Consider the following 22,948-nt stretch of genomic DNA (forward strand, 5'->3'; position numbering starts at 1 on the left):
CGGCATGACATTTTCAATCCAATGAAGCGGAACGAGTTGATCATCCAATCATTTTTGATATCTGTGAGAGGAGGGAAACCAATTGGAGAAGACCCGGTTTGACCTGTCCATTGAAGGCATGACTTGTGCAGCTTGCTCCAGCAGAATTGAAAAAGCGCTGAATCAAATGGATGGCGTCGAAGCCAATGTTCATCTCGCACTTGAAAAAGCCTCTGTTTCAATCAACAGTAAAGCAACTACGCCTGCCGATATCATTGACCGAATTGAAGATTTGGGCTATGAAGTGAAAACGGATACTGTTATGTTGGATGTATACGGAATGACATGCTCCGCGTGCTCTGCCAGAATTGAAAAGGTTTTAAATAAAATGGAAGGCGTCAGGTCGGCCAATGTCAACTTGGCTGCGGAAACGGCATCCATTCACTTTGAGGAAAAATTCATTTCTGCTCCTGCCATTATTGATAAAATCAAATTATTGGGCTATGATGCAAAAATACATGAAAGCAAGCCTAATCATAAACGTCACCATTCGGAACATTACATAAGACAGAAACAGAAGCTAATTTTATCGGCAATGCTTTCCCTGCCTCTTCTCTATACGATGTTCGGCCATTTGCCGCGCGGGCTCACCCTGCCTGTTCCACACATATTGATGAACCCCTGGGTGCAATTGGGACTTGCAGCCCCTGTACAGTTTTATATCGGCTGGCCATTTTATAAAGGGGCTTACAAGTCATTAAAAAACAAAAGTGCCAACATGGATGTACTCGTGGCTCTTGGGACATCCGCGGCATTTTTCTTCAGTGTTTTGGAAGGAATTCGTTCACTGGTTTATCCTGCCTATGAACCGCATCTTTATTTTGAAACGAGCGCGGTATTAATCACGCTCATTTTGCTTGGGAAATTGTTTGAAACAAAAGCGATAGGGAGAACAACAGAAGCACTATCCCACTTGCTGAACCTGCAGGCAAAACACGCAACGGTCATCAGAGATGGAGCCGAGCAGAAAATACCGATTGAGGAAGTCAAGGCGGGAGACATTCTTTTAGTTCGGCCCGGGGAAAAAATCCCTGTGGACGGAGCGGTCATTTCCGGCAAGTCATCTGTTGATCAGTCAATGATTACCGGAGAGTCTATCCCGGTGGAAAAACAAACGGGTGATGCCGTGGTCGGAAGTACAATAAACAAGAACGGCCTGCTTCAAATAAGAGCCGTAAAAGTCGGCAAAGATACAGCGCTTGCCGGCATCATTCAAATTGTCGAAGCTGCCCAGGGAAGCAAAGCGCCCATTCAGCGTGTGGCAGACAAAATTTCGGGCATATTTGTTCCATTCGTTGTCGCTATGGCCGTTGCAACGTTTATTTTTTGGCTTTTCCTTTTGGATCCGGGGAATATCGAAAAAGCATTGGAATCTGCCATTAGCGTCCTTGTCATTGCCTGTCCATGTGCTCTGGGGCTTGCAACGCCCACTTCCATTATGGTCGGTTCGGGAAGGGGAGCAGAAACCGGCATTTTGTTTAAAAGCGGCGAACACTTGGAGATTGCTCATAATGTTAATGCGGTGATAATGGACAAAACCGGCACCATTACAGTCGGCAAACCGGTTGTTACCGATATGGAGCTTTTTCATGATCATGCTTTTTGCTATCTTGTTTCAGCTGAAAATGCTTCTGAACACCCCCTTGCAGAGGCAATTGTGGCTTATGGAAAAACAAAGGGAGTCGAACCGAAGGAAGTCAAAAGCTTCGAGGCTTTACAAGGACACGGGATTAAAGCGGAGATTGACGGCAACCATATATTGATTGGGACAAGAAGGCTGATGCAAGATCATCTCGTGATCTATCAGGAAAAGGTGAAAGAAGCGGAAGCTTTGGAAGAAAAAGGAAAAACAGTTATATTCATGGCCATCAACGGCCAATTGGCGGGCATCGTTGCTGTCGCAGATCCGATGAAAGAACATGCACGCAAGGCTATTAAGGCGTTAAGAAAAAAGGGGATAGAGGTCATCATGTTGACGGGAGATAATGAAAGGACAGCCCGTGCGATTGCAAATAAGGCGGGGATTGATCAAGTATATTCGGAAGTCCTCCCGGAGCAAAAGGCGGAGATGGTCAAGAAATTGCAGCATAGCGGAAAAATTGCAGCGATGGTTGGAGATGGCATAAATGACGCTCCCGCCCTGGCCATGGCGGACGTCGGCATTGCCATTGGCACAGGAACCGATGTGGCCATTGAAGCAGCTGATGTAACGATTTTGGGCGGGGATTTAATGCTTGTACCGAAAGCATTCCGCCTTAGCCATGCTACAATGAAAAACATAAGGCAAAATCTATTTTGGGCTTTGGCCTATAATATAGCCGGGATTCCCATTGCAGCAGCAGGCTTGCTTGCCCCGTGGATTGCAGGGGCAGCCATGGCATTCAGCTCGGTTTCTGTCGTTTCGAATTCTTTGCGTTTAAAAAGAATACATATTTCAGTGTCAGCTGGTTGAAATGAAAAATCCGGGTACGGCCATGCGGCAAAGAATGTATGAAAGATAATATAAAAACAGAACAGGCGGGAAGAGCCGTGAATATCATTGACCTTCATTGTGATGTATTGTGGAAAATGTGGGAAAGCAATGGGAAATTAAACTTTAGCGATTCCCAAAAGCTCGATTCAAACAGGCAAAGAATGAAAAAAGGACGGATTAAAGTGCAATGCTTTGCCATTTTTGTCCCTCCCGAAGTGAAAGAAGAAGCAAAATTCCAGGCTGCCTTGGACCAAGTGAATTATTTTTATTCGGAAATACTGAAAACTGGCGGTATGAAGCAGATAAAAAAATGGTCCGATTTGTTTGCATTAAAGGACAATGAAACCGGAGCCATCCTCTCCCTTGAAGGAGTTGATTGCATCGGCAGTGATCTGCAAAAGCTGGGGATATTATATCACCTTGGGGTAAGGTTGATCGGGCTTACCTGGAATAACGCCAACCTTGCGGCTGATGGGATTGAAGAGCCGCGGGGAGCCGGCCTGACTGAATTCGGGAAACAGGTTGTCCGGTTCAATAATAAACACCACCTGTTCACTGACGTATCCCACTTAAGTGAACGCGCCTTTTGGGAAGTAGTTGAACTCGCAAATCATCCAATGGCAAGCCACTCCAACGCCAGGGCTATCTGCAGCCACCCACGGAACTTGACGGACGAACAGGCAAAAACGCTTTTTTTGAAGAACGCCATGATTCATGTCGTCTTTTATCCGGATTTTACGGCACAGAAAGAAAACGTGCATATTTCAGATTTGATCAAGCATATTGATCATTTCTGTTCTTTGGGGGGAATCAAGCACATTGGATTTGGTTCCGACTTTGATGGGATCGACAGGCATATCATCGGCTTGGAAGATGCTTCCAAATACCAAAATGTCATCAACGAACTCCTTAAATATTATTCGGAAGAACAGGTCAAAGGATTTGCAGGGAGGAACTTTTTCCATCATCTCCCAATAAATAGCAAAAAATGAATAATTTTTCACTTGTTAAGTTTAAAACAACCGCTAAAGTGCAATAAAAGTCATAAGCGGTTGTTTTCTTTTTTTACTTTTTTCAAAACACCTGTTTATTTTACTAAAAATATTGGAGGGTTCAATATGACGGAAAAGGATAAAGGGCTTTCCCGCCGGGATTTTTTGAAAACATCCGGCATCGCCACCGGCACATTGATCGGGGGCGGATTACTGGGCGGAGTGATTGGCTATAATGCCAGAAACAACGCGGATACATCCCCGAAAAGAAGCGGAGAACAAGCCGGACATATCAGCCCGAAAGGGAGGAAATTTTTTACGCGTGATGCAGATTTCCAGGTGCTTTCCCAAGCCACAGAGAGGATCTTTCCCAAGGATGATTTAGGGCCGGGAGCCATCGAACTGGGTGTCCCCTACTTTATTGACAACCAGCTTGCGGGCAGTTACGGAACGAATGCGCGAGAGTATATGCAGGGTCCGTTTTTTGTAGGCAAGGAGACGCAAGGTTATCAAAGTCCCTTAACGAGAGCGGAAATTTTTTCCGTCGGCATTGCTGCAATGGAAAATGAGGCTCAAAAACGGTTTAAAAAAGGGTTCACCGAGCTTGAGGGCGGCCAAATGGATGAGATTTTAACGGCCTTTCAAAAAGGGGAAGTGAAAATGAACGGGGTCACATCCGACTTTTTCTTTACCCTGCTGAGGTCTGCCACACTGGAAGGAGCATACTCCGACCCGATTTATGGCGGCAATAATAATATGGATGGCTGGAAAATGAAAAACTTCCCTGGTCATCAGGCCGCATACATTAACGTCATTGAGAGTGACAAATTTCAAAAAATCCAACCGCAATCTTTGGCAAGTATGGATCATTAAAGGAGATATAAATGATGGCTAAAACAATGGATAAAGTGGATGTTGTGACAGTCGGCGTCGGCTGGACCGGAGGAATCGTCGCAGCCGAATGTGCGAAAGCCGGCTTAAAAGTGGTCGGCCTTGAGAGAGGAAGAAAAAGAGGGACCGAAGATTACCTGAGGATACACGATGAATACAGATATGCAATCCGCTATGAATTAATGCAAGATTTGTCCAAGGAAACAGTTACGTTCAGGAACAGCCGCAAGGAGCGGGCACTTCCAATGCGCCAAATGGGTTCATTCCTTCTTGGCGAGGGCCTTGGCGGTTCGGGCACGCACTGGAACGGCTGGACATTCCGGTTTCTTCCATATGACTTTGAAATTAAATCACAGACTGAAAAAAAGTATGGAAAAAACAAGATTAAGGAAGGTTTTCAGCTACAGGATTGGGGCATTACATACGATGAATTGGAACCGTATTACGAAAAATTTGAAAAGACAGCCGGCATTTCGGGCGAGACAAATCCGCTTGGAGGAAAAAGGAAAAATGATTATCCTACACCGCCCATGAAAATGACGCCGATCCTGCAAAAATTTGAAAAAGCAACAAAAGAAAAAGGGTATCATCCATACATGATGCCATCGGCAAACTTGTCGGAGACCTATAAGAACCCAGATGGCGAAACCATTTATGCGTGTCAATATTGCGGTTTTTGCGAAAGATTCGGCTGCGAATACGGGGCAAAATCCTCTCCGGAAATAACGGTTGTTCCAACGGCCATGAAAACAGGGAACTTCGAGGTAAGGCCACATTCAAATGTGGTAGAGATTCTCAAGCAGGGAGATAAGGTAACAGGTGTAAGATATATAGACACGCTTACACGGGAAGAATATATCCAGCCTGCCGATATTGTTGTGCTGACAAGCTATGTCCTCAATAATGCCAAGCTTCTGATGGTTTCCAATATTGGTACCCAATATGATCCGGATACGGGCAGGGGGACGCTTGGGAAAAATTATTGCTATCAGGTAAATGCCGGGGCAACCGGATTCTTTGACGAACAAATGAATACGTTCATGGGAGCCGGTTCTTTAGGCATGTATATGGATGACTTTAATGGGGATAATTTTGACCATTCAAAAGAAGACTTTTTGCATGGTGCAGGCATTTGGATTACACAATCAGGCTCCAGGCCCATATCCAACAACCCGGTTCCGCCAGATGTTCCGTTATGGGGAGAGGAATTCAAAAAAGCATCCATCCATTACTATACAAGGACACTTTATGTCGGAGGCCAGGGGTCCACTTTACCCTACAAAGAAAATTACCTGGATTTGGACCCAACGTACAAGGATGCATACGGTCTTCCTTTGTTGCGGATGTCATATAACTTTACAGACCAGGACCGTGCACTCCATAAATTTGCTTCTAACAAGTCTGCTGAAATCATAAAAGAGATGGGAGCAAAAGAGGTCGTTCCGGAAAATGCAATCTCTGATTATGATATTGTCCCTTATCAAACCACGCATAATGCAGGAGGGACCATTATGGGAGATGATCCGGATACGAGTGTGGTAAACAATTACTTACAGCATTGGGATGCGGATAATCTGTTTGTCGTTGGTGCAGGCAATTTTCCGCATAACAGCGGTTATAATCCGACAGGAACTGTTGGCGCTTTGGCCTACCGCTGTTCGGAAGGGATCGTCAAATACAGTAAAAACGGGGGCAGTTTGGCATAACTTTAGGAGGTGGATGTAATGGGAATATCACAAATTGGGATACCGGGCTTAATTATTATATTAGTCATCGTCCTCATCATTTTTGGTCCAAAGAAATTGCCTGAAATTGGAGGAGCGATGGGAAAAACACTTTCGGAATTCAAAAAGTCCACACGGGAAATCATGGATGAAAACGATGCCCCGAAAAAAGAAGAAAAAAAGCAACTATGATGTAGAAGGTGTTTTTTATGGGACCAGTAATCAAACAAAAGCGAAAAATCCTAAGTCCCCTCGATAAGGAGACAGTTTCAACAGCGGGGACGGAAAAGCCGGATGGGCCGCCTCCGTTTGGCCAAGAGGGTGGGAGAAAAGTGGAGTCGCTCGTTGAACATCTCACTGATCTCCGCAAGCAATTAATGAAAAGTGCGATCGTGTTTATATTGTTTTTGATTGTTGTATTTTCAACAATCAATAAGTGGTTTCCATACGTAACAAAAGGGAATGGGCTTGTCGTGTTCGGACCGTTTCAAGTCGTGAAATTTTACACGTCTATTTGTGTAACGCTGGCACTCGGGCTCTCCCTCCCTTTTCTTGTCCACTTTTTATGGCAGTTTGTCAAGCCTGGATTGAAACCGAATGAAATTCGGTTTCTCGGTCTTTATTCACCTGTGATGTTTCTTTTGTTTATTGGCGGAGTAGCTTTCGGTTATTTCATCGTTCATCCATTAAGCTATCATTTTTTAATGAAAGTTGGGGCCGAGAATTTTGATGTGATGGTTTCGGCTCAGGAATATGTCCATTTTCTTATTATGACGACGATCCCGCTCGGCTTCTTATTCGAATTGCCGATCATTGCCATGTTTTTGGCATCCATCGGTTTGTTAACCAAGGAAAGAATGAAAATGGCGAGGAAGTGGTCATATTTGGTAATAGCCGTTGTTTCGGCACTCATTACCCCGCCTGATTTCATCAGCCAATTAATGGTCCTTATTCCAATGGCCCTGCTTTATGAAACAAGCATTTATGTCGTCGGAAAGATGGAAGCAAATAGAAACATGAAAGAAAGTGTTGAAACGATGTAAGAATCCGCTTTTAAAAAAGGCGGATTTCTTTTTGTGCCTGAATACGCTGGCTTTGTGCTGAGGGGATTTCCCGACTGTTCCCCCATTTATGGATTCAAACATGGACTGTTTTTCCAAAAAAACTCTTTCATTTCCACTTTTGTTGTTATATAATAAATACGATTTTATTTAATCTGATATATAACAATGTTATTCTTAGGAGGCGATGGAATGGAGAAATATGTAAAAGCAGGCGGTATGCAGGTGGCTTCTGTCCTTTATGATTTCATCGAAAAAGAGGCTTTGCCTCAATCAGGAGTGAACCCTGAAGCATTTTGGAAGGGAACAGGCCAAATTATTCGGGATTTAACTCCCAAAAACAAATACTTGCTTAAAAAACGCGAATCAATGCAAACCAAAATAGATGAATGGCATAGACAGCACGCCGATTCGTTCCGATTGGCCAATTATAAGAAATTCCTGAAGGAAATTGGCTACTTGGAGCCCGAAGTGGAAGACTTCAAAATTACAACAGACCATGTCGATGAGGAAATTGCCAAACAGGCGGGACCGCAGCTCGTTGTGCCCGTCAATAATGCCCGATATGCGATTAATGCGGCGAATGCCAGGTGGGGAAGTTTGTATGATGCATTATATGGTACGGATGCATTGGATGAATCAAACGGGGCGGAACGGACAGACATATACAACCCTGTCAGGGGCCAAAGGGTAATCGCTTATGGAAAAGCATTTTTGGACTATGTATTCCCGCTAGCCAAATCATCCCATCAAGAAGCGGTAAAATATGTGATTGAAGAAGCCCAACTTGTCGTCCAATTAAAAAATGGCGGCAAAACCCGATTGAAAAACGAAGATCAATTTGCCGGCTTTCAGGGAGTAGCGGATCAGCCGGAGGTGATTTTGTTAAAGAATAACGGGCTGCATATCGAAATCCAAATCGACCGGAACGATCCCGTAGGAAAAACGGACTGTGCCGGGGTAAAAGATTTGCTTTTGGAATCGGCCCTGTCAACCATTATGGATTGCGAAGATTCGGTAGCCGCGGTCGATGCGGAAGACAAAGTGCTTGTCTACAGAAATTGGCTCGGCCTCATGAAAGGAACGATTACATCTACTTTTGCGAAAAATGGGAAAACGGTTCATCGTACGCTTCATGGCGATCGAACATATACTTCGCCCAACGGAAAAGAAATCCGGCTGAAAGGACGCTCCTTGCAGCTTGTGCGTAATGTTGGCCATTTAATGACAACACCTGCCATGCTTGATGAGAAAGGGGAAGAAGTTCCCGAAGGCATTCTCGATGCAATCGTGACCAGTTTAATTGCGAAACATGATTTACTTGGCAATACGGTAAAGAAAAATTCCGAAAAGGGATCGATTTACATCGTTAAGCCGAAAATGCACGGTTCGAAAGAAGTTGCTTTTGCCAACGAGCTGTTTGACCGGGTAGAGGACCTCCTCGGTTTGAAAAGAAATACGATCAAAATTGGGGTCATGGATGAAGAACGACGGACATCATTAAATCTAAAAGCCTGTATTAAAGAAGTACGTGACCGCATTGCATTTATCAATACCGGGTTTCTTGACAGAACCGGTGATGAAATTCACACCTCTATGGAAGCAGGGGTGATGATCAGAAAAAATGAAATGAAACAGTCGAAATGGCTTGGTGCGTACGAAAAATCAAATGTTTTTACCGGGCTTGCTGCAGGACTTCCAGGCAAAGCCCAAATTGGCAAGGGCATGTGGGCAATGCCGGATAAAATGAAAGATATGCTGGAGCAAAAGATCGCCCATGTGAAGGCCGGTGCGAACACGGCCTGGGTGCCGTCGCCTACAGCAGCCACATTGCACGCGCTTCACTATCATCAAGTAAATGTGGAAGAAGTACAGAAAGATCTCCGTAAATCTATTCCGGATGTCAGGGATGAATTGCTCGATATTCCTTTGCAGAATATTCCCAATTGGAACGAAGCAGAAATTCAGGAAGAATTGGATAATAATGCCCAGGGCATATTGGGATATGTTGTCCGCTGGGTTGAACAAGGTGTGGGATGTTCCAAAGTGCCGGATATTCATAATGTCGGCCTAATGGAAGACAGGGCTACTCTCCGGATTTCAAGCCAGCATATGGCCAACTGGCTTCGCCATGGGGTTTGCACGAAGGAGAAAGTACTGGAAACGATGAAACGAATGGCAAAAGTGGTTGATGAACAAAATGCGGGAGATCCAAATTATACGCCGATGTCCGGAAATTATGATGAATCAGCCGCATTTCAGGCTGCATGTGAACTTGTATTCAAGGGGACCGAACAGCCAAACGGGTACACAGAACCGATATTGCACCGCCGCCGGTTGGCATATAAGCAGAACCGGGCTTTAAACAGGGCGTAAAGGGGAATGGGTCAAGTGATTCTTGACCCATTGATCAAAAATGGCCAAAGCGATAAAAAAATTTCAAAATAATTGTTTTATAACAGTTGAAAATTATTTGTATCTGTTATATATTAGAAACAACTTAAATAAGAAGGTGAAAACATGCAAACGAAACAATCAGAAGGACGAATCTTTATTGACGAATGGGTAATGGAAAGGTTGATCATGGGAAAATCGGTGGACGAGATGGACGGAACAACATTCGTATACGGAAATGAATTATTGACATTAAAGAAAAAAGTTGATGGTTCGTTTGTTGTTGAACCGCAAAGAGCACCGGAAGTGGTCGTGTTGGAAAAACCGGAAGAAAATGTAAATTTTTGCCGTGCATGCGGAACAGAGCACTCCTCTTACAAGGAATCCTTGGAATGCTGTGCACATATCGATTAATTTTTTGCCTATACTGTTATATAACATTTTAAAACTTGAATTATAGATGTATAACAGATTCGGTGAATGATAGATTGCGCCCGGGCCCAATCTATTCATTATAAAAAATAAACATGTAAGAATGGGAGAGAAGAAGAATGACGACAAGAGAGGAACAAATTCGCCAAATCGAAAAAAGCTGGAAATCAGAACGCTGGAAAGGAATTGAACGCCCGTATTCGGCGGCCGATGTTGCAAAACTGCGGGGATCGGTCGTGATTGAACATACATTGGCACGCATGGGAGCGGAAAGATTGTGGGAACTCATCAATGAAGAGGACTACATCAACGCCCTGGGCGCCTTAACCGGAAACCAGGCCATGCAGCAGGTAAAAGCAGGTCTGAAAGCCATCTACTTAAGCGGCTGGCAAGTGGCGGCAGATGCAAACCTGGCCGGGCAAATGTATCCCGACCAAAGCTTGTATCCTGCCAACAGCGTACCGCATGTTGTCAAGCGCATTAACCAAACTTTGCAACGCGCCGATCAAATTCAACAGGCGGAGGGAAAAGGGGACACTTATTGGTTTGCGCCGATCGTAGCGGACATGGAAGCAGGATTCGGGGGTCCGTTAAATGTATTTGAATTGACAAAGGCGATGATTGAAGCCGGGGCGGGCGGCGTACACCTCGAAGACCAGCTTGCATCCGAAAAGAAATGCGGGCATCTTGGCGGAAAAGTACTTCAACCTACCCAAACGGCAATCAAGCATTTGATTGCTGCAAGACTCGCGGCCGATGTCATGGATATTCCTACTGTCATCATAGCGCGAACGGACGCCAATGCGGCGAACTTGCTGACAAGCGACGTGGATCCTTACGATCATCCGTTTATCACGGGAGAAAGAAGCCCGGAAGGATTCTACTATACAAGGCCGGGTCTTGACCAGGCGATATCAAGAGGCCTTGCTTACGCTCCATATGCCGATCTTATTTGGTGTGAAACGGCCGAACCCGATATGGATGAAGCAAGAAGGTTTGCTGAAGCGATTCATGAGCAATTTCCGGGAAAACTGCTCGCATACAACTGCTCGCCGTCATTTAACTGGAAGAGCAAACTCTCAGATGAAGAAATTGCCGGTTTCCAGCAAGAGTTGGGCAAAATGGGGTATAAATTCCAATTTGTTACGCTTGCCGGATTCCATTCCCTCAACCACAGCATGTTTGAGCTTGCAAAAGGATATAAAGAAGCAGGGATGGCCGCATACTCCAAGCTACAACAGGCCGAATTCGCTTCTGAAGCTGACGGATACACGGCAACCCGCCACCAGCGTGAAGTCGGAACCGGTTATTTTGATGAGGTTTCCCTCGTTATTTCAGGCGGAACATCTTCAACAACGGCATTGTCGGGTTCAACAGAAGAAGAACAATTCCAGCAAAGCTGATCTGCAGCATTCGTTCCGGGGAAATTTGTTATAAAAAGGGGAAGAAATACGAATTTATAAAGACCGCAAGTGCTGGCAACACGCTCTAGCACTATAGCCGTCTCGAATAATCTTGTGAAATAGACCACCCCCAAGGGAGGTCTATTTCTTTTTGCCGATGGGACACTAACAAATTCACTTTTTCCCCCAATTAATTAAGTTAATTTTGACAGATCCCCGATTATTATCGGATAACAATATACGGTCTCATCATCTCATAATCCTCGTGCTCCAAGATATGACAGTGCCATATATATAACCCGGTAAATGGTCCGAACTGCATGATTATTCGAGTAACTTGCTTCGGATTAGCTCGAACGGTATCTTTCCATCCTCGTTCTTGTGGTTCCGGTGGCATTGCCGGACCTGTATATTCGATAACCTTCTCCTTGTTAAACTGATCAACATCGAAATTTCTTCGGTCAAGTATTTGAAAATCAATTAAGTGAAGATGAATTGGGTGTGAATCATCAGTTACGTTGATGAGGTACCATATTTCGGTTGCCCCTAATTTTGGATTTTCCGATATGGGTGCATCCCATGGTTTATTATCCAATAGCATCCATTCACGACCGTACTGATCCATATTATCATTTAATGTTAGGTATCTTATCCTCGTAACTGTCTGTTCTTTTATTTTTGGAACAGGTATCATATAAGCCGGAATTGTACTAGTGTCAACACTTGATAAAGGAAGAGTTACTCTAAATTGCAACACTTGACCAACCGTATATGGATCCGGTTTGTCGCCCCCTGGAAAAGGAGCGGGGGCATCATTTGTCATGATAATATTCTTCCCTTCTAAATTGGTAAAATCAATGATCACATCTGCCCTTTCTGCAGGTGCTAACATGATTTCCTTGATACCAATTGGATATTCCAGCAACCCTCCATCAGTCGCAATTTGATACATAAGTTGTCCAGAATCAAGCTTAATCCTATAGAAACGAGTGTTGGATGCGTTTAAAAGCCTAAAGCGGTATTTACGTGGTTCCACTTTTAAATAAGGCCATACTTTACCATTTACTAGAATCGTATCCCCAATAAATTCAGGAATAATCGACGTTTCTAATTCAGGAATCGGTTTTTCTGGTTGCTTCGGGTAGTAAAGAGAACCATCCTTATTAAATGTCTTGTCTTGTATCATAAGAGGAATCTCATATTTCCCACTCGGTAAATTCAATGAACGTTCCCGATTTTCTCTGATAAGATAAAATCCTGCCAAACCTGCATAAATATTTAGCCTCGTAATACCAATCGTATGGTCATGATACCATAAAGTGCAGGCATAATTACAATTATCATATCGATATATTTGCTTTCTAAAATATGGCCCCACTTGTTTGAATCCCTTTGTAAACCAAGCCTCTGGGTAGCCATCGCTTTCCCATTCAACACAAGCACCGTGTACGTGCACCACTGTTCTTACATCAGGCACATCCCGATCGGCACCATGAACCGTATAATCGATTGGAAAAAGATGCTTATCAGGAAGATTGTTAATCCATTTAATAAACACTTTTTCTCCACTTTCGACTTCAATTGTAGGTCCTGGATATCCATCTTCGTACCCCCAAACAGTCGAGTCATTTAACTGACTATGAAGTGATTGACTGAATTCAGTCATATTTACTTCGTAATAAGTATAAAACTGATCTTTCCATCGAGGTTTTAAAATAGGTGGGATGGGTAGTTCGTCTACAAATTTAGAGAGAATCATAATTCGCCTCCTTTATAACATACCGTAATGTCAAAACTTTTATATTAAAAGAGTTAATAATCCTTGATTTAAAGGGCTATAAATGCAAAAAACTTGCTACTCCCATAGTTTTAGATTAAAAGTGAGGTTACCACACGCAACACTTAAAAATCCCTAACACCAAGGAACTGACAAGTTGTACCCTCAATAATTAATTTATTTAATGGAATTTATCAAGCATCAAGATTAACTAATCTTACTGATTGAATAGTTTCTTAGATGATGTCAGCTCTCCACCATTAACATGAATGGTTTGGCCAGCAAAATGTTGAATGGACTTCCGCACTGTGTCTTTTTGTCTGTTATTATTTAGATTATTGGATAATTCAGCTTGTAACTTGGGTAGCAATAGTATGGTGGTCTAAGTGCGATTTTAGACATTGACCAGGAATCCTCTATATAGACCATCTTTACTTTTTCATTTGAATGGTTTACTAGCAATAGCTTTACTTCTGGATTAAATTCATATCTCAAAATGGTAACCCCCTTCCGTTAGGAATGTGTGGATTCTCCCCCATCAACATGAAGAACTTGACCAGTAACAAAACGGGAATCATCAGAAGCAAGATAGACAAAGGTTGGTGCGAGTTCAAATGGATGGGCAACTCGTTCCATTGGATTAAATGCTCCATATACAGCGACTTGGTCTGACGAGAAACTTGCTGAAATAAGTGGGGTCCAAATTCGGCCGGGGGCGACGGCATTGACTCGGATCCCTTGTTTCACGACATTTTTAGCCAAGGCACGTGTCCAACCAACTATTGCGCCTTTTGTGGCCGTATAATCAATCATTTGCTGCTCACCTACATACGTCACCACTGAAGAAGTGCCAATGATTGAGCTGCCTGGTTTTAAATGAGGAAGCGCTGCTCTTGTTGTGTAAAAATGAGAGTATATATTAACTTTGAAGGTGTCATCGAATTGCTCATCTGTAATGTCAAGCAGACTTAGTTGTTGGAATTGGATACCAACGTGGTTACAAAGAATATCAAGATGTCCAAACGTATTTACTGTTTGTTCTACAATGGAGATACACTGTTGTTTGTCTCGCAAGTCACCAGGCATTAGAAAACAACGTTGTCCGAGTTGTTCAATCCTCGTTTTTGTTCTATTTGCATCTTCATGTTCATCTAAGTATGAAATAGCAACATCTGCGCCTTCTTTAGCAAACGCAATTGCTACTGCTGCACCAATACCACTGTCACCTCCTGTAATAAGTGCTACTTTTCCTGTTAACTTCCCACTCCCTTTATAGTTCGGGTTTTCGATAATTGGAAGGGGTACCATAAATTTTTCCACTCCGGGATGGCGCAGCTGGCGCTGTTCAGGTAAACTTATCGGAATTTCTTCGTAACGTGTTATTTTCCCATAGTTAGGGTACATGGGATAAGGTTGAGTTTTCATGTTCGCTCTAAACATTTGTTGCATTTGCTTTATTTGGTCTAATTGACGACTTTGATCCTTTTGATCCATGGAAACCTCCTATAGAAATAATTTTCTTCTATAGAATGTTTATGCTGTTCACTACAAATAAATTAGAATCATTCAGATTAAGAAAAGATAAACCTTGACATTACCATGATTAAATATAGATAATAGTATTTAATCGAATAGGTTTTTCCTTCGGGGCAGGGTGAAAATCCCGACCGGCGGTGATGAGATTAATCTCTTAGCCCGTGACCCGTCTTGAGTCAAGACGGTGGATTTGGTGAAATTCCAAAGCCGACAGTGAAAGTCTGGATGGGAGAAGGAAACCGGCGTAAGGGCGAAACATGCTTTTGGGCATGTCTGTTTTCCCATGGAAAAGTTTTCGTCTTAACGTTTATTTGCTGTTCTTTTTAAGCCCCGAAACCATTGGTTTCGGGGCTTTTTCCGTCGATGATCAATGTACATTTTGAAAGGAGGAGCCATGCCCGGTAAAGAATTTTATATGAAAATGGCACTGCAGCTTGCTGAGTCTGTTGTCGGACAGACAAGTCCGAACCCGCCCGTTGGCTGTGTCGTTGTCAAAGACGGCAAGATCATCGGAATGGGGGCGCATATGAAGACGGGAGAACCGCATGCGGAAGTAAATGCCCTTGTGGAGGCTGGAGAGAAGGCCAAAGGGGCCGATCTGTATGTAACGCTTGAACCTTGCTCGCATACGGGCAAAACGCCTCCTTGCGCAGATCTCATTATTCGTAAAAAGGTTAAAAGCGTTTATATTGCAAGTATGGATCCGAATCCGCTTGTGGCGGGAAAAGGTGCAGACAGGTTGCGCACTGCCGGAATCTTTGTTGAATCGGGAATATGCGAACATATTTCCAAGGAATTGTATAAACACTATTTTCATTACATCAGAACAAAAACACCGTTTGTCACATTGAAAACAGCTGTTACATTCGACGGAAAAACAGCAGCTTCAAGCGGGAACAGCAAATGGATTACTTCTAAAGTGGCACGGATGGATGTTCACGAATACCGCCATCGCCATGATGCGATTTTAGTTGGCGTGAACACGGTCCTGGCCGATAACCCCCATCTCACCACCCGATTGCCCCAAGGTGGAATACATCCCATTCGAATTGTTTTAGACACCTGTTTAAACATGCCTTTAGATGCCCATATGCTTCATGATGGTGCCGCTCCCGTTATTGTTGTTTGCGGGAAAGGCGCGGAACAAAGCAGGCAGGATGCCCTTGAACAACAAGGCGTAAAGGTAAAAAGAATGCCATCAGACATGATTCATATTGATTTACTTTTAAAATGGCTGGGAAATGAGCAGATCACCTCCCTGTTTGTGGAAGGAGGAAGCACGGTACATTCCTCTTTTATTCAGGCGCAGGCTTTTCAAGAAATTATCATGTACATGGCACCGACAATTTTATGCGACGCCAAGGGCCGTCCGGCATTTGGCGGGCCTCCAAAAGAGCTGATAAAAGAAGGAACGCCGATTGCATTTCAATCGGTTGAAAAAATGGGCCCGGACATAAAGATCACCGCCGTACCAAAGGAAGGGGGAGAGGACGATATTTACGGGGATTGTTGAAGAAATCGGGACTGTTTCGAAGGTCGTGACCGGCTCCCAATCTTTTACCATCATGATTTCAGCCACAAAAGTGTTGGAAGATGTTAAGTTGGGAGACAGCATCTCTGTCAATGGCGCATGTCTTACCGTTACAAAATTCGGTACCAACACTTTTGAAGCCGACGTGATCCCTGAAACGTATATGGCCACCTCCTTGAAAAAATTGCAGCCTGGTTCGCCCGTCAACCTTGAGCGGGCGATGAGGGCAGATGGCAGATTCGGAGGACATTTTGTGAGCGGCCACGTCGATGGTACAGGCACCATTATAAAGAAAAAGCGGAGTGAAAACGCCTTGTATGCAACGATTCAAGTACCCGCTGAATGTGTTCCTTTTATTCATGGCAGAGGGTCGATCGCCATTGACGGAACTTCGCTGACCGTTTTTGGGGTGAATGGAAATAACGTAACCATTTCCCTTATCCCGCATACACAAACGGCAACCATTCTGGCTGAAAAAACGGTCGGAGACCAAGTAAATATAGAATGTGACATGCTTGCAAAATATGCTTATCATATGCTGAGCAAGCAGAGCGGGGTAACAATGGAGAAACTCGCAAATAATGGTTTTATATAAGTCCCGTATTTCAAGTATGGAGGTGAAAGTATGTTTGCTGATATAGAAACAGCATTGGAAGAGCTGAAAAAAGGAAAGGTGATTATCGTTGTGGATGATGAAGACCGGGAAAATGAAGGGGATTTTGTAGCCCTTGCCGAAAAGGCAACTCCGGAAGTCATTAATTTTATGGCAAAACAGGGAAGGGGCCTTATTTGCACACCCATTACAAAGCAGCTGGCCGCCGGCTTGCATTTGCCTAAAATGGCCCGTGAAAATACGGACCCGTTCGGAACGGCGTTTACTGTCAGCATCGATCATATTTCCACTCATACCGGCATCAGCGCATTTGAGCGTTCCAAAACGATTTTGGAAATGCTTGAAGACGGAGCAGGGCCTGATGATTTTAAAAGACCTGGCCATGTATTTCCCCTTATTGCTGCGGACGGGGGAGTATTGAAGCGCCCCGGACATACGGAAGCTGCTGTCGATCTTGCCATACTGTGCGGGGCAAAACCGGCAGGTGTTATTTGTGAAATTATGAATGATGACGGAACGATGGCCAGACTCCCCGATCTTGAAGCATTGGCCAAACAATTTGATTTGGTCATTATTACGATAAAAGATTTAATCATGTACAGGCTTTTTTCTGAATCCCAAATGATCCGCGCAGCAGAAACAAAGCTGCCTACGGAATACGGAGATTTCACGATCATGGCTTATACGGACAAATCGGACGGTAAAGAGCATGTGGCACTTGTAAAAGGGGAAATTATGCCTGACAAACCTGTGATCGTTCGCCTGCATTCTGAATGTTTAACCGGCGATGTGTTCGGATCATGCCGCTGTGACTGCGGCCCCCAGCTTGAAGCTGCCTTAAAAAGGATTTCGGAAGAGAAAAACGGTGTGCTTGTTTATTTGCGCCAGGAGGGGAGAGGAATTGGGCTCGTCAATAAATTAAAAGCTTATCAATTGCAGGATGAAGGGTACGATACGGTACAGGCGAATGAGATGCTCGGCTTTGCCGCCGACATGCGTGATTTTTCTGCAGGAGCGCAAATATTAAAGGATTTGGGCGTCAAACAAGTCCGGCTTTTAACGAATAATCCGCGAAAGATATCCGGTTTGCGTGATGTTGGTTTGGACGTTGTTGAGAGAATCCCGATTCAACTGCCGACCAAACGTGAAAACGAAAGATATTTAAAAGCTAAAGCAGAAAAGCTGGGACATATGCTGATATTTTAATATAAGGGAGAGGTTTGAATGACGAAAGTTTTTGAAGGAAATCTTGTTGGGACAGGTTTAAAAATCGGAATTGCAGCAGGGAGGTTCAATGAATTTATTACGGGAAAGCTGCTTTCCGGTGCATTGGACGCGCTCAAGCGGCATGGAGTTTCAGAAGAGCACGTTTCCGTTGCCTGGGTACCCGGTGCATTTGAGATTCCGTTAACTGCGAAAAAAATGGCCAAAACAAACCATTATGATGCAATTATTACACTCGGAACAGTGATCCGCGGGGCTACACCCCATTTTGAGTATGTAAGCGCCGAAGCGGCAAAAGGTGTGGCAAACGCTGCAATGGAATCCGGAATCCCCGTAATTTTTGGGGTATTAACGACTGACACGATTGAACAGGCTATTGAACGCGCCGGGACGAAAGCGGGGAACAAAGGTTGGGAAGCCGCTGTCAGCGCCATTGAAATGGCCAACCTTTACAGATCCATGGATCAATAGAGACATAAAAACAGGCAGGGCATTCAGCCCAGCCTGTTTTTATAACAATTCTCCCTACTTTTTACCTTCAAATTGTATTCATCAGTAATGAGTCATTCCGTTCATTTTTCTTTCTGTTCCAAGGCGGCTTTTAAAGCATCGGCCAAACTGTTTCCAAAAGATTCATCATTGGCATATTTGTTTAGAAGCTGCCGCTCCTCTCTTTTTGACACAGCTTTTTTCTGTTTTTCCAGTTTCTCTACAATGTTACAGCGGCGGCATTGAAAGTATGCGCCCGCCTTTCCCTCGTGAATTTCCATTTTTTTGCGGCATTGCGGGCACCGGCGGTTTGACAGTTTCGGGTCTTTCCGTTTCCGAAAGCCGCACTCCCTGTCCGAACAAATGAGCATCCGGCCGTCTTTTCCTTTTTTCTCTTTCATAAGAGAACCGCATTCCGGACACTTCGTCCCGGTAATATTATGTGCTTTATATTTCTTTTCGCTCTGCTTGATTTCTGTTACGATTTGCCTTGTTTGTTTTCTTATTTTCCGCAAAAATTCATCCGGATTTCCTATTCCGCGAGCAATGGCTTCCAGCTCGGCTTCCCATTTGGCTGTTAATTCAGGTGACTTTAGATCGTCGTTTACTAAATCAATGAGCTGTTTGCCTTTTGGGGTTGGATACAGCCGATTATTTTGGCGGTCAATCACTTCGGAGCTTAGGAGCTTTTCAATGATGTCCGCTCTCGTTGCCGGCGTTCCCAAACCGTATTTCTCCATGCGGGCAAGCAAATCCGATTCGTCAAACCGCGGCGGCGCTTCTGTCAAATCTTCTTTCAGGCTGGCATCCCGAACGGCTATTTTCCTGCCTGGTTTTAGAACTGCCAGCTGATTGGATGATTCGGATTGTTCATTGCTTTGCCGGAATATGACTTTAAATCCCGGATCGACCGTTACGGATTCACGGACTGTAAAGCGCTCCCCTTCAATTTCAAACACTGCGCGCACGGACTCAAATCGGCAGGCGGGATAAAAAAGAGCCAAAAAACGTTCGGCAATCAAGCTGTACAATTTTTTTTCATCCCCGGAAAGATCATTCATGGAAGGTCTTTCTTCTGTCGGTATAATGGCGTGATGGTCGGTTACTTTTTCGTTATTAAAAACCCGTTTCGCCAAAACTTTCCCATTATGTTTCATTGCATGGCGCACTTCTTCCTTATAAACGGATGAAAGGGCGGAAAGTCTCTCGGTCATCGTCGCGGCCAAATCCGTCGTTAAATACCGTGAATCCGTTCTCGGGTAAGTAACGATTTTATGATGTTCATAAAGGCCTTGCAATACGTTGGAAGTCTTTTTGGCCGAAAACCCGTACCGCCTGTTGGCATCTCTCTGCAGTTCAGTCAGATCATAGGGAAGCGGCTGCGGTTCTGTTTTTTCTTTTCGGTCAATCGTTTTTACAAAGGCCTGCTTTCCCTTTATTTTGTCTAATATTTGTTTTGCTTTTTGTTCCGAAAAAACTTTTCTTTCCCCATTTGCTTCCCAAATGGCCGTAAAGGTTCCGATTTGGGCATGAACGGTCCAGTATTTCTGGGGGATAAAAGATTGAATCTCTTTTTCGCGATTCAGGATCATGGCCAATGTCGGCGTTTGGACCCGGCCGGCGGATAAAGGGTCTTCATATTTTGTCGTCAGCGCACGGGTTGCGTTTAAACCGATGAGCCAATCGGCTTCTGCACGGCAAACAGCTGATTTGTATAGTGAATCATATTGGTTTGCAGGCTTCAGACGGCGAAAGCCTTCTTTTACCGCACGGTCGGTATAGGATGAGATCCACAGCCTTTTAAGCGGTTTATTCCATCGGATTCTTTCAATAATCCAGCGGGCGACAAGTTCACCTTCCCGTCCGGCATCCGTAGCGATAATCAGTTCTTTAATGTCTTTTCTTCTCGCCAGCTTCTCAATTCCTTTAAACTGGGCTGTTGTTTGCCGGATGACTTTTAAACCCATTTTTTCAGGGATGATCGGCAAGTCTTCCATGCGCCAGGTTTTATATTTTGTGTCATAGTCTTCGGGCATCTTTAATTCCACTAAATGCCCGAGCGCCCAAGTAATAATGAATTTGTCTCCTTCTATATGATGTTTTTGTTTTGTTTTACAGCCGAGAATACGTGCCAAATCACGGGCAACGCTGGGCTTTTCCGCCAATATTAATGATTTCATAATGGTGCTCCTTTCGAACTGGGGTTCATATCCTTTTAGTATAACGGTCAATGGGCGAAAGATAAAATAGTTGATGATTTGTAATGGATCTGCCCAGTCCAAAAGCTGAACTTTTGAATAGTTTATGGTGTAGGGGATTCTCCCTTATTCCCGAATCAGGAGGTGATTTCATCATGGGCTTCTGGGGATGCGGTTATGGTTATGGAGGCTATGGATACGGCGGTTATGGATACGGCAGAGGATTCGCGTTGATCGTCGTATTGTTTATTTTGTTGATCATTGTAGGCGCGGCGTGGGTTTACTAAAATGAGGTGGAGAATTGTTTTCTCCGCCTAAATATTTTTAAAAAGACTGCCTCATTTTTCACTAGGTATGGGGCAGTCTGCAACTTGATCAAATTTTAGTCAAACTTTTCTTGTTTATCATATGCATCAAGTATAATTGTAAAAGTAGTCCAATCATCGTTTGACTCGCAAAATAATTTCCCGTTATGTTTTTCAATAATTTCCTTCGATACATACAGTCCGAGGCCGGTTCCTGTTTTTTTAGTCGTTACAAACGGTTCAAAAATATCTTTCATTAAATGCTCCGGTATTTTGGGCCCTGTATTGGATGTTTCCAATACAATTTTTTCGCCATTTCTGTACCCTTTTATATGTATAACGGCTTCGGCTTTCTCTGCTTCCATCACCTCAATCGCATTGAAAATAATATTGATGATCACTTGGCGAATTTCTTCCTGAACGCCTTTTACAAATAGATTTTGTTCCAATTCCTGCTTTAAGGTAACATTTAATTCGAGCAGCCTGGGATAAACAAAGGCGGCAATTTGCTCTAAAAGATCATTTAAAGAAAAAACCACTTTTTCCTGATCAACGACTTGTTTTTTTGAGAGCATGAGAAATTGCGTAATCCGAAATTTCAACTGATCCAATTCCGCTGCAATAATATCCATGTACGGGAGATCCGGGTGTTCGGCACGCAATAATTGAACGAATCCCTGCACGGTTGTAAGCGGATTTCTAAATTCATGCACAAAGCTGGATGTCATCTGGCCAAGCAGTGTCAGGCGGTCTTCATGGCTGGAATGAATATGGCGGTTTTTCTCTTCATTCACTTGTTTTTTCATGGCACTATAGTGGGCAACCAAATGGAATGTAAATCGATCAATGATATTTAATAATTGCGAAAAGATATTCTCCAATTTTTTTACATGGGCAGGATAACGGCATAATTCATCAATGAGCATGTTTTTTGCTACATTGACATTATATACGAGTATTTCAATGCCCAAGTTATCCTTCATTTTCATCTTGGCCAATTTGCAGGCATTGGCTTTCAAATAATTTTCCAATTCAGTTTGGGATAGTGACAGACCATGTAATGCTATCTTTAAAATAAATCGCCCTACATGATTTGTTTTCAATTGTTCTGATTTGGACTGATCGGGCGGATGCATTGCTTTATTGTTCCATCTTTCGAGGATGGTTGCCTTTTTTTCTTGGAGATAAGATATCACATCATCCTTTAGCTGGTCCATACCCTCACTCACCTCTCTTCTATTATAACAACTAGAAAATAAAAAGCTCTATGAAAAATATATTTAGGCTAGTTGTATAATCAAATGCAACACCTAAAACGTGAAAAACCATAGACAAACCGTGTATGATTAGGTCGACGAAAACACAATCAATACGGAGGGGTTTATCTATGGCTCAAACACAGTCTACCACAAACAAACGCACCTTTACACATTTGACAGCTATTGACCGCGGAAAAATCTCCGCCCCTGCTTAACGAAGGGGCGTCTGTAACCAGACATCGCCAAAGCTATGGAGAACCATTTCCCGGGAGATAAAACGCGGTTCTGTCAGCCAGATGAAATCGGACAGAACTATCTTTGAGGCTTATTTCCCTGAAACCGGCCAACTGAGCTATCAAGAAAAATCGCAAGCCGTGTGGAGCCAAGTATAAGTTTTATTTAATATTGAATTTAAGAAGAACCTTAATCCGTGACAAAATTTAGCTAAAATGCATCCAAAAGCTGGTGAAATCAGGTATAATACCCAAAAAAGATAAAATTAGTAACTTCACCAAACGGGTGGTATTCTATGAAAAAGTTTATTATTGAAACGACAGATGAACGAATTACAGCACATTCCGGTTTAGCCATTGTCGGTGATCTTTTA

General features: G+C 43.6%; 17 protein-coding genes, 1 pseudogene and 1 riboswitch. Of the genes and pseudogenes, 14 read left to right on the plus strand and 4 right to left on the minus strand.

Annotation, left to right across the window (positions count from 1 at the left end; translation table 11 throughout):
• Nucleotides 1–82 precede the first annotated feature (82 nt).
• From AB1L08_RS10995 to aceA, 9 genes are all read left to right on the plus strand, one after another.
• Nucleotides 83–2,491 carry a heavy metal translocating P-type ATPase gene (locus AB1L08_RS10995; RefSeq protein WP_413064699.1) on the plus strand — a complete coding sequence of 803 codons (2,409 nt, stop codon included), beginning with the start codon at nucleotides 83–85 and terminating at the stop codon, nucleotides 2,489–2,491.
• 77 nt (nucleotides 2,492–2,568) lie between these two features.
• Nucleotides 2,569–3,504 carry a dipeptidase gene (locus AB1L08_RS11000; RefSeq protein ID WP_413064700.1) on the plus strand — a complete coding sequence of 312 codons (936 nt, stop codon included), beginning with the start codon at nucleotides 2,569–2,571 and terminating at the stop codon, nucleotides 3,502–3,504.
• A 126-nt stretch (nucleotides 3,505–3,630) separates the two neighbouring features.
• Nucleotides 3,631–4,377: a gluconate 2-dehydrogenase subunit 3 family protein gene (locus AB1L08_RS11005; RefSeq protein ID WP_413064701.1), complete on the plus strand. Its 747-nt coding sequence runs from the start codon at nucleotides 3,631–3,633 to the stop codon at nucleotides 4,375–4,377.
• 14 nt (nucleotides 4,378–4,391) lie between these two features.
• The gene (locus tag AB1L08_RS11010) at nucleotides 4,392–6,101 is read left to right on the plus strand and encodes a GMC family oxidoreductase (RefSeq protein WP_413064702.1); all 1,710 of its coding nucleotides are present in this window, start codon (nucleotides 4,392–4,394) and stop codon (nucleotides 6,099–6,101) included.
• 18 nt (nucleotides 6,102–6,119) lie between these two features.
• A complete protein-coding gene (gene tatA, locus AB1L08_RS11015) occupies nucleotides 6,120–6,311 on the plus strand; it encodes a twin-arginine translocase TatA/TatE family subunit (RefSeq protein ID WP_413064703.1) in 192 nt (63 codons plus the stop codon).
• A gap of 17 nt (nucleotides 6,312–6,328) precedes the next feature.
• Entirely contained in the window at nucleotides 6,329–7,162 is an 834-nt protein-coding gene (gene tatC / locus AB1L08_RS11020) for a twin-arginine translocase subunit TatC (protein ID WP_413064704.1), read from the plus strand.
• A gap of 210 nt (nucleotides 7,163–7,372) precedes the next feature.
• A complete protein-coding gene (locus AB1L08_RS11025) occupies nucleotides 7,373–9,556 on the plus strand; it encodes a malate synthase G (RefSeq protein ID WP_413064705.1) in 2,184 nt (727 codons plus the stop codon).
• A 144-nt stretch (nucleotides 9,557–9,700) separates the two neighbouring features.
• On the plus strand, nucleotides 9,701–9,988 hold the full coding sequence (locus AB1L08_RS11030) for a hypothetical protein (RefSeq protein WP_413064706.1): 288 nt from the start codon (nucleotides 9,701–9,703) through the stop codon (nucleotides 9,986–9,988).
• Nucleotides 9,989–10,125: 137 nt separating this feature from the next.
• Nucleotides 10,126–11,409: an isocitrate lyase gene (gene aceA / locus AB1L08_RS11035; protein ID WP_413064707.1), complete on the plus strand. Its 1,284-nt coding sequence runs from the start codon at nucleotides 10,126–10,128 to the stop codon at nucleotides 11,407–11,409.
• Between the two features lie 223 nt (nucleotides 11,410–11,632).
• On the opposite strand, the gene AB1L08_RS11040 is transcribed toward aceA, so the two are convergent.
• Entirely contained in the window at nucleotides 11,633–13,168 is a 1,536-nt protein-coding gene (locus tag AB1L08_RS11040; protein WP_413064708.1) for a multicopper oxidase family protein, read from the minus strand.
• A 531-nt stretch (nucleotides 13,169–13,699) separates the two neighbouring features.
• Complete coding sequence (locus AB1L08_RS11045; protein ID WP_413064709.1) at nucleotides 13,700–14,680, minus strand: SDR family oxidoreductase; 981 nt, start codon at nucleotides 14,678–14,680, stop codon at nucleotides 13,700–13,702.
• Between the two features lie 142 nt (nucleotides 14,681–14,822).
• Nucleotides 14,823–14,963: riboswitch (FMN riboswitch) on the plus strand.
• 153 nt (nucleotides 14,964–15,116) lie between these two features.
• Here AB1L08_RS11045 and ribD point away from each other — a divergent pair.
• Genes ribD through ribH form a run of 4 tightly spaced genes read left to right on the plus strand, consistent with a single transcriptional unit; the run spans nucleotide 15,117 to nucleotide 18,561 of the window.
• Nucleotides 15,117–16,235, plus strand: coding sequence for a bifunctional diaminohydroxyphosphoribosylaminopyrimidine deaminase/5-amino-6-(5-phosphoribosylamino)uracil reductase RibD (gene ribD / locus AB1L08_RS11050; RefSeq protein WP_413064710.1), 1,119 nt, complete (start codon nucleotides 15,117–15,119; stop codon nucleotides 16,233–16,235).
• A gap of 25 nt (nucleotides 16,236–16,260) precedes the next feature.
• Complete coding sequence (ribE, locus tag AB1L08_RS11055) at nucleotides 16,261–16,848, plus strand: riboflavin synthase (RefSeq protein ID WP_413064711.1); 588 nt, start codon at nucleotides 16,261–16,263, stop codon at nucleotides 16,846–16,848.
• 30 nt (nucleotides 16,849–16,878) lie between these two features.
• Nucleotides 16,879–18,072, plus strand: coding sequence for a bifunctional 3,4-dihydroxy-2-butanone-4-phosphate synthase/GTP cyclohydrolase II (locus AB1L08_RS11060; RefSeq protein ID WP_413064712.1), 1,194 nt, complete (start codon nucleotides 16,879–16,881; stop codon nucleotides 18,070–18,072).
• A gap of 18 nt (nucleotides 18,073–18,090) precedes the next feature.
• On the plus strand, nucleotides 18,091–18,561 hold the full coding sequence (gene ribH / locus AB1L08_RS11065) for a 6,7-dimethyl-8-ribityllumazine synthase (RefSeq protein WP_413064713.1): 471 nt from the start codon (nucleotides 18,091–18,093) through the stop codon (nucleotides 18,559–18,561).
• Nucleotides 18,562–18,662: 101 nt separating this feature from the next.
• On the opposite strand, the gene AB1L08_RS11070 is transcribed toward ribH, so the two are convergent.
• Entirely contained in the window at nucleotides 18,663–20,759 is a 2,097-nt protein-coding gene (locus tag AB1L08_RS11070; protein ID WP_413064714.1) for a DNA topoisomerase III, read from the minus strand.
• Between the two features lie 227 nt (nucleotides 20,760–20,986).
• Between AB1L08_RS11070 and AB1L08_RS11075 the strand changes: the two are divergent.
• A pseudogene (locus tag AB1L08_RS11075) lies at nucleotides 20,987–21,064 on the plus strand (YjcZ family sporulation protein); the annotation flags it as partial.
• Nucleotides 21,065–21,159: 95 nt separating this feature from the next.
• Here AB1L08_RS11075 and AB1L08_RS11080 read toward each other — a convergent pair.
• Nucleotides 21,160–22,299 (minus strand): ATP-binding protein, encoded by a 1,140-nt coding sequence (locus AB1L08_RS11080; protein WP_413064715.1) that lies wholly within the window; start codon nucleotides 22,297–22,299, stop codon nucleotides 21,160–21,162.
• Between the last annotated feature and the right edge of the window lie 649 nt (nucleotides 22,300–22,948).

This window comes from Siminovitchia jepli, assembly GCF_047228825.1.
Lineage (GTDB): Bacteria > Bacillota > Bacilli > Bacillales > Bacillaceae_C > Siminovitchia.

What these genes read in the sequence shown, in the direction of transcription:
- AB1L08_RS11005 (WP_413064701.1), top strand. Translation starts at nt 3,631, where the DNA reads ATGACGGAAAAGGATAAAGGGCTTTCCCGCCGGGATTTTTTGAAAACA.
- AB1L08_RS11010 (WP_413064702.1), top strand. Translation starts at nt 4,392, where the DNA reads ATGGCTAAAACAATGGATAAAGTGGATGTTGTGACAGTCGGCGTCGGC.
- tatA (WP_413064703.1), top strand. Translation starts at nt 6,120, where the DNA reads ATGGGAATATCACAAATTGGGATACCGGGCTTAATTATTATATTAGTC.
- tatC (WP_413064704.1), top strand. Translation starts at nt 6,329, where the DNA reads ATGGGACCAGTAATCAAACAAAAGCGAAAAATCCTAAGTCCCCTCGAT.
- AB1L08_RS11025 (WP_413064705.1), top strand. Translation starts at nt 7,373, where the DNA reads ATGGAGAAATATGTAAAAGCAGGCGGTATGCAGGTGGCTTCTGTCCTT.
- AB1L08_RS11030 (WP_413064706.1), top strand. Translation starts at nt 9,701, where the DNA reads ATGCAAACGAAACAATCAGAAGGACGAATCTTTATTGACGAATGGGTA.
- aceA (WP_413064707.1), top strand. Translation starts at nt 10,126, where the DNA reads ATGACGACAAGAGAGGAACAAATTCGCCAAATCGAAAAAAGCTGGAAA.
- AB1L08_RS11040 (WP_413064708.1), bottom strand. Translation starts at nt 13,168, where the DNA reads ATGATTCTCTCTAAATTTGTAGACGAACTACCCATCCCACCTATTTTA.
- AB1L08_RS11045 (WP_413064709.1), bottom strand. Translation starts at nt 14,680, where the DNA reads ATGGATCAAAAGGATCAAAGTCGTCAATTAGACCAAATAAAGCAAATG.
- ribD (WP_413064710.1), top strand. Translation starts at nt 15,117, where the DNA reads ATGCCCGGTAAAGAATTTTATATGAAAATGGCACTGCAGCTTGCTGAG.
- AB1L08_RS11060 (WP_413064712.1), top strand. Translation starts at nt 16,879, where the DNA reads ATGTTTGCTGATATAGAAACAGCATTGGAAGAGCTGAAAAAAGGAAAG.
- ribH (WP_413064713.1), top strand. Translation starts at nt 18,091, where the DNA reads ATGACGAAAGTTTTTGAAGGAAATCTTGTTGGGACAGGTTTAAAAATC.
- AB1L08_RS11070 (WP_413064714.1), bottom strand. Translation starts at nt 20,759, where the DNA reads ATGAAATCATTAATATTGGCGGAAAAGCCCAGCGTTGCCCGTGATTTG.
- AB1L08_RS11080 (WP_413064715.1), bottom strand. Translation starts at nt 22,299, where the DNA reads ATGGACCAGCTAAAGGATGATGTGATATCTTATCTCCAAGAAAAAAAG.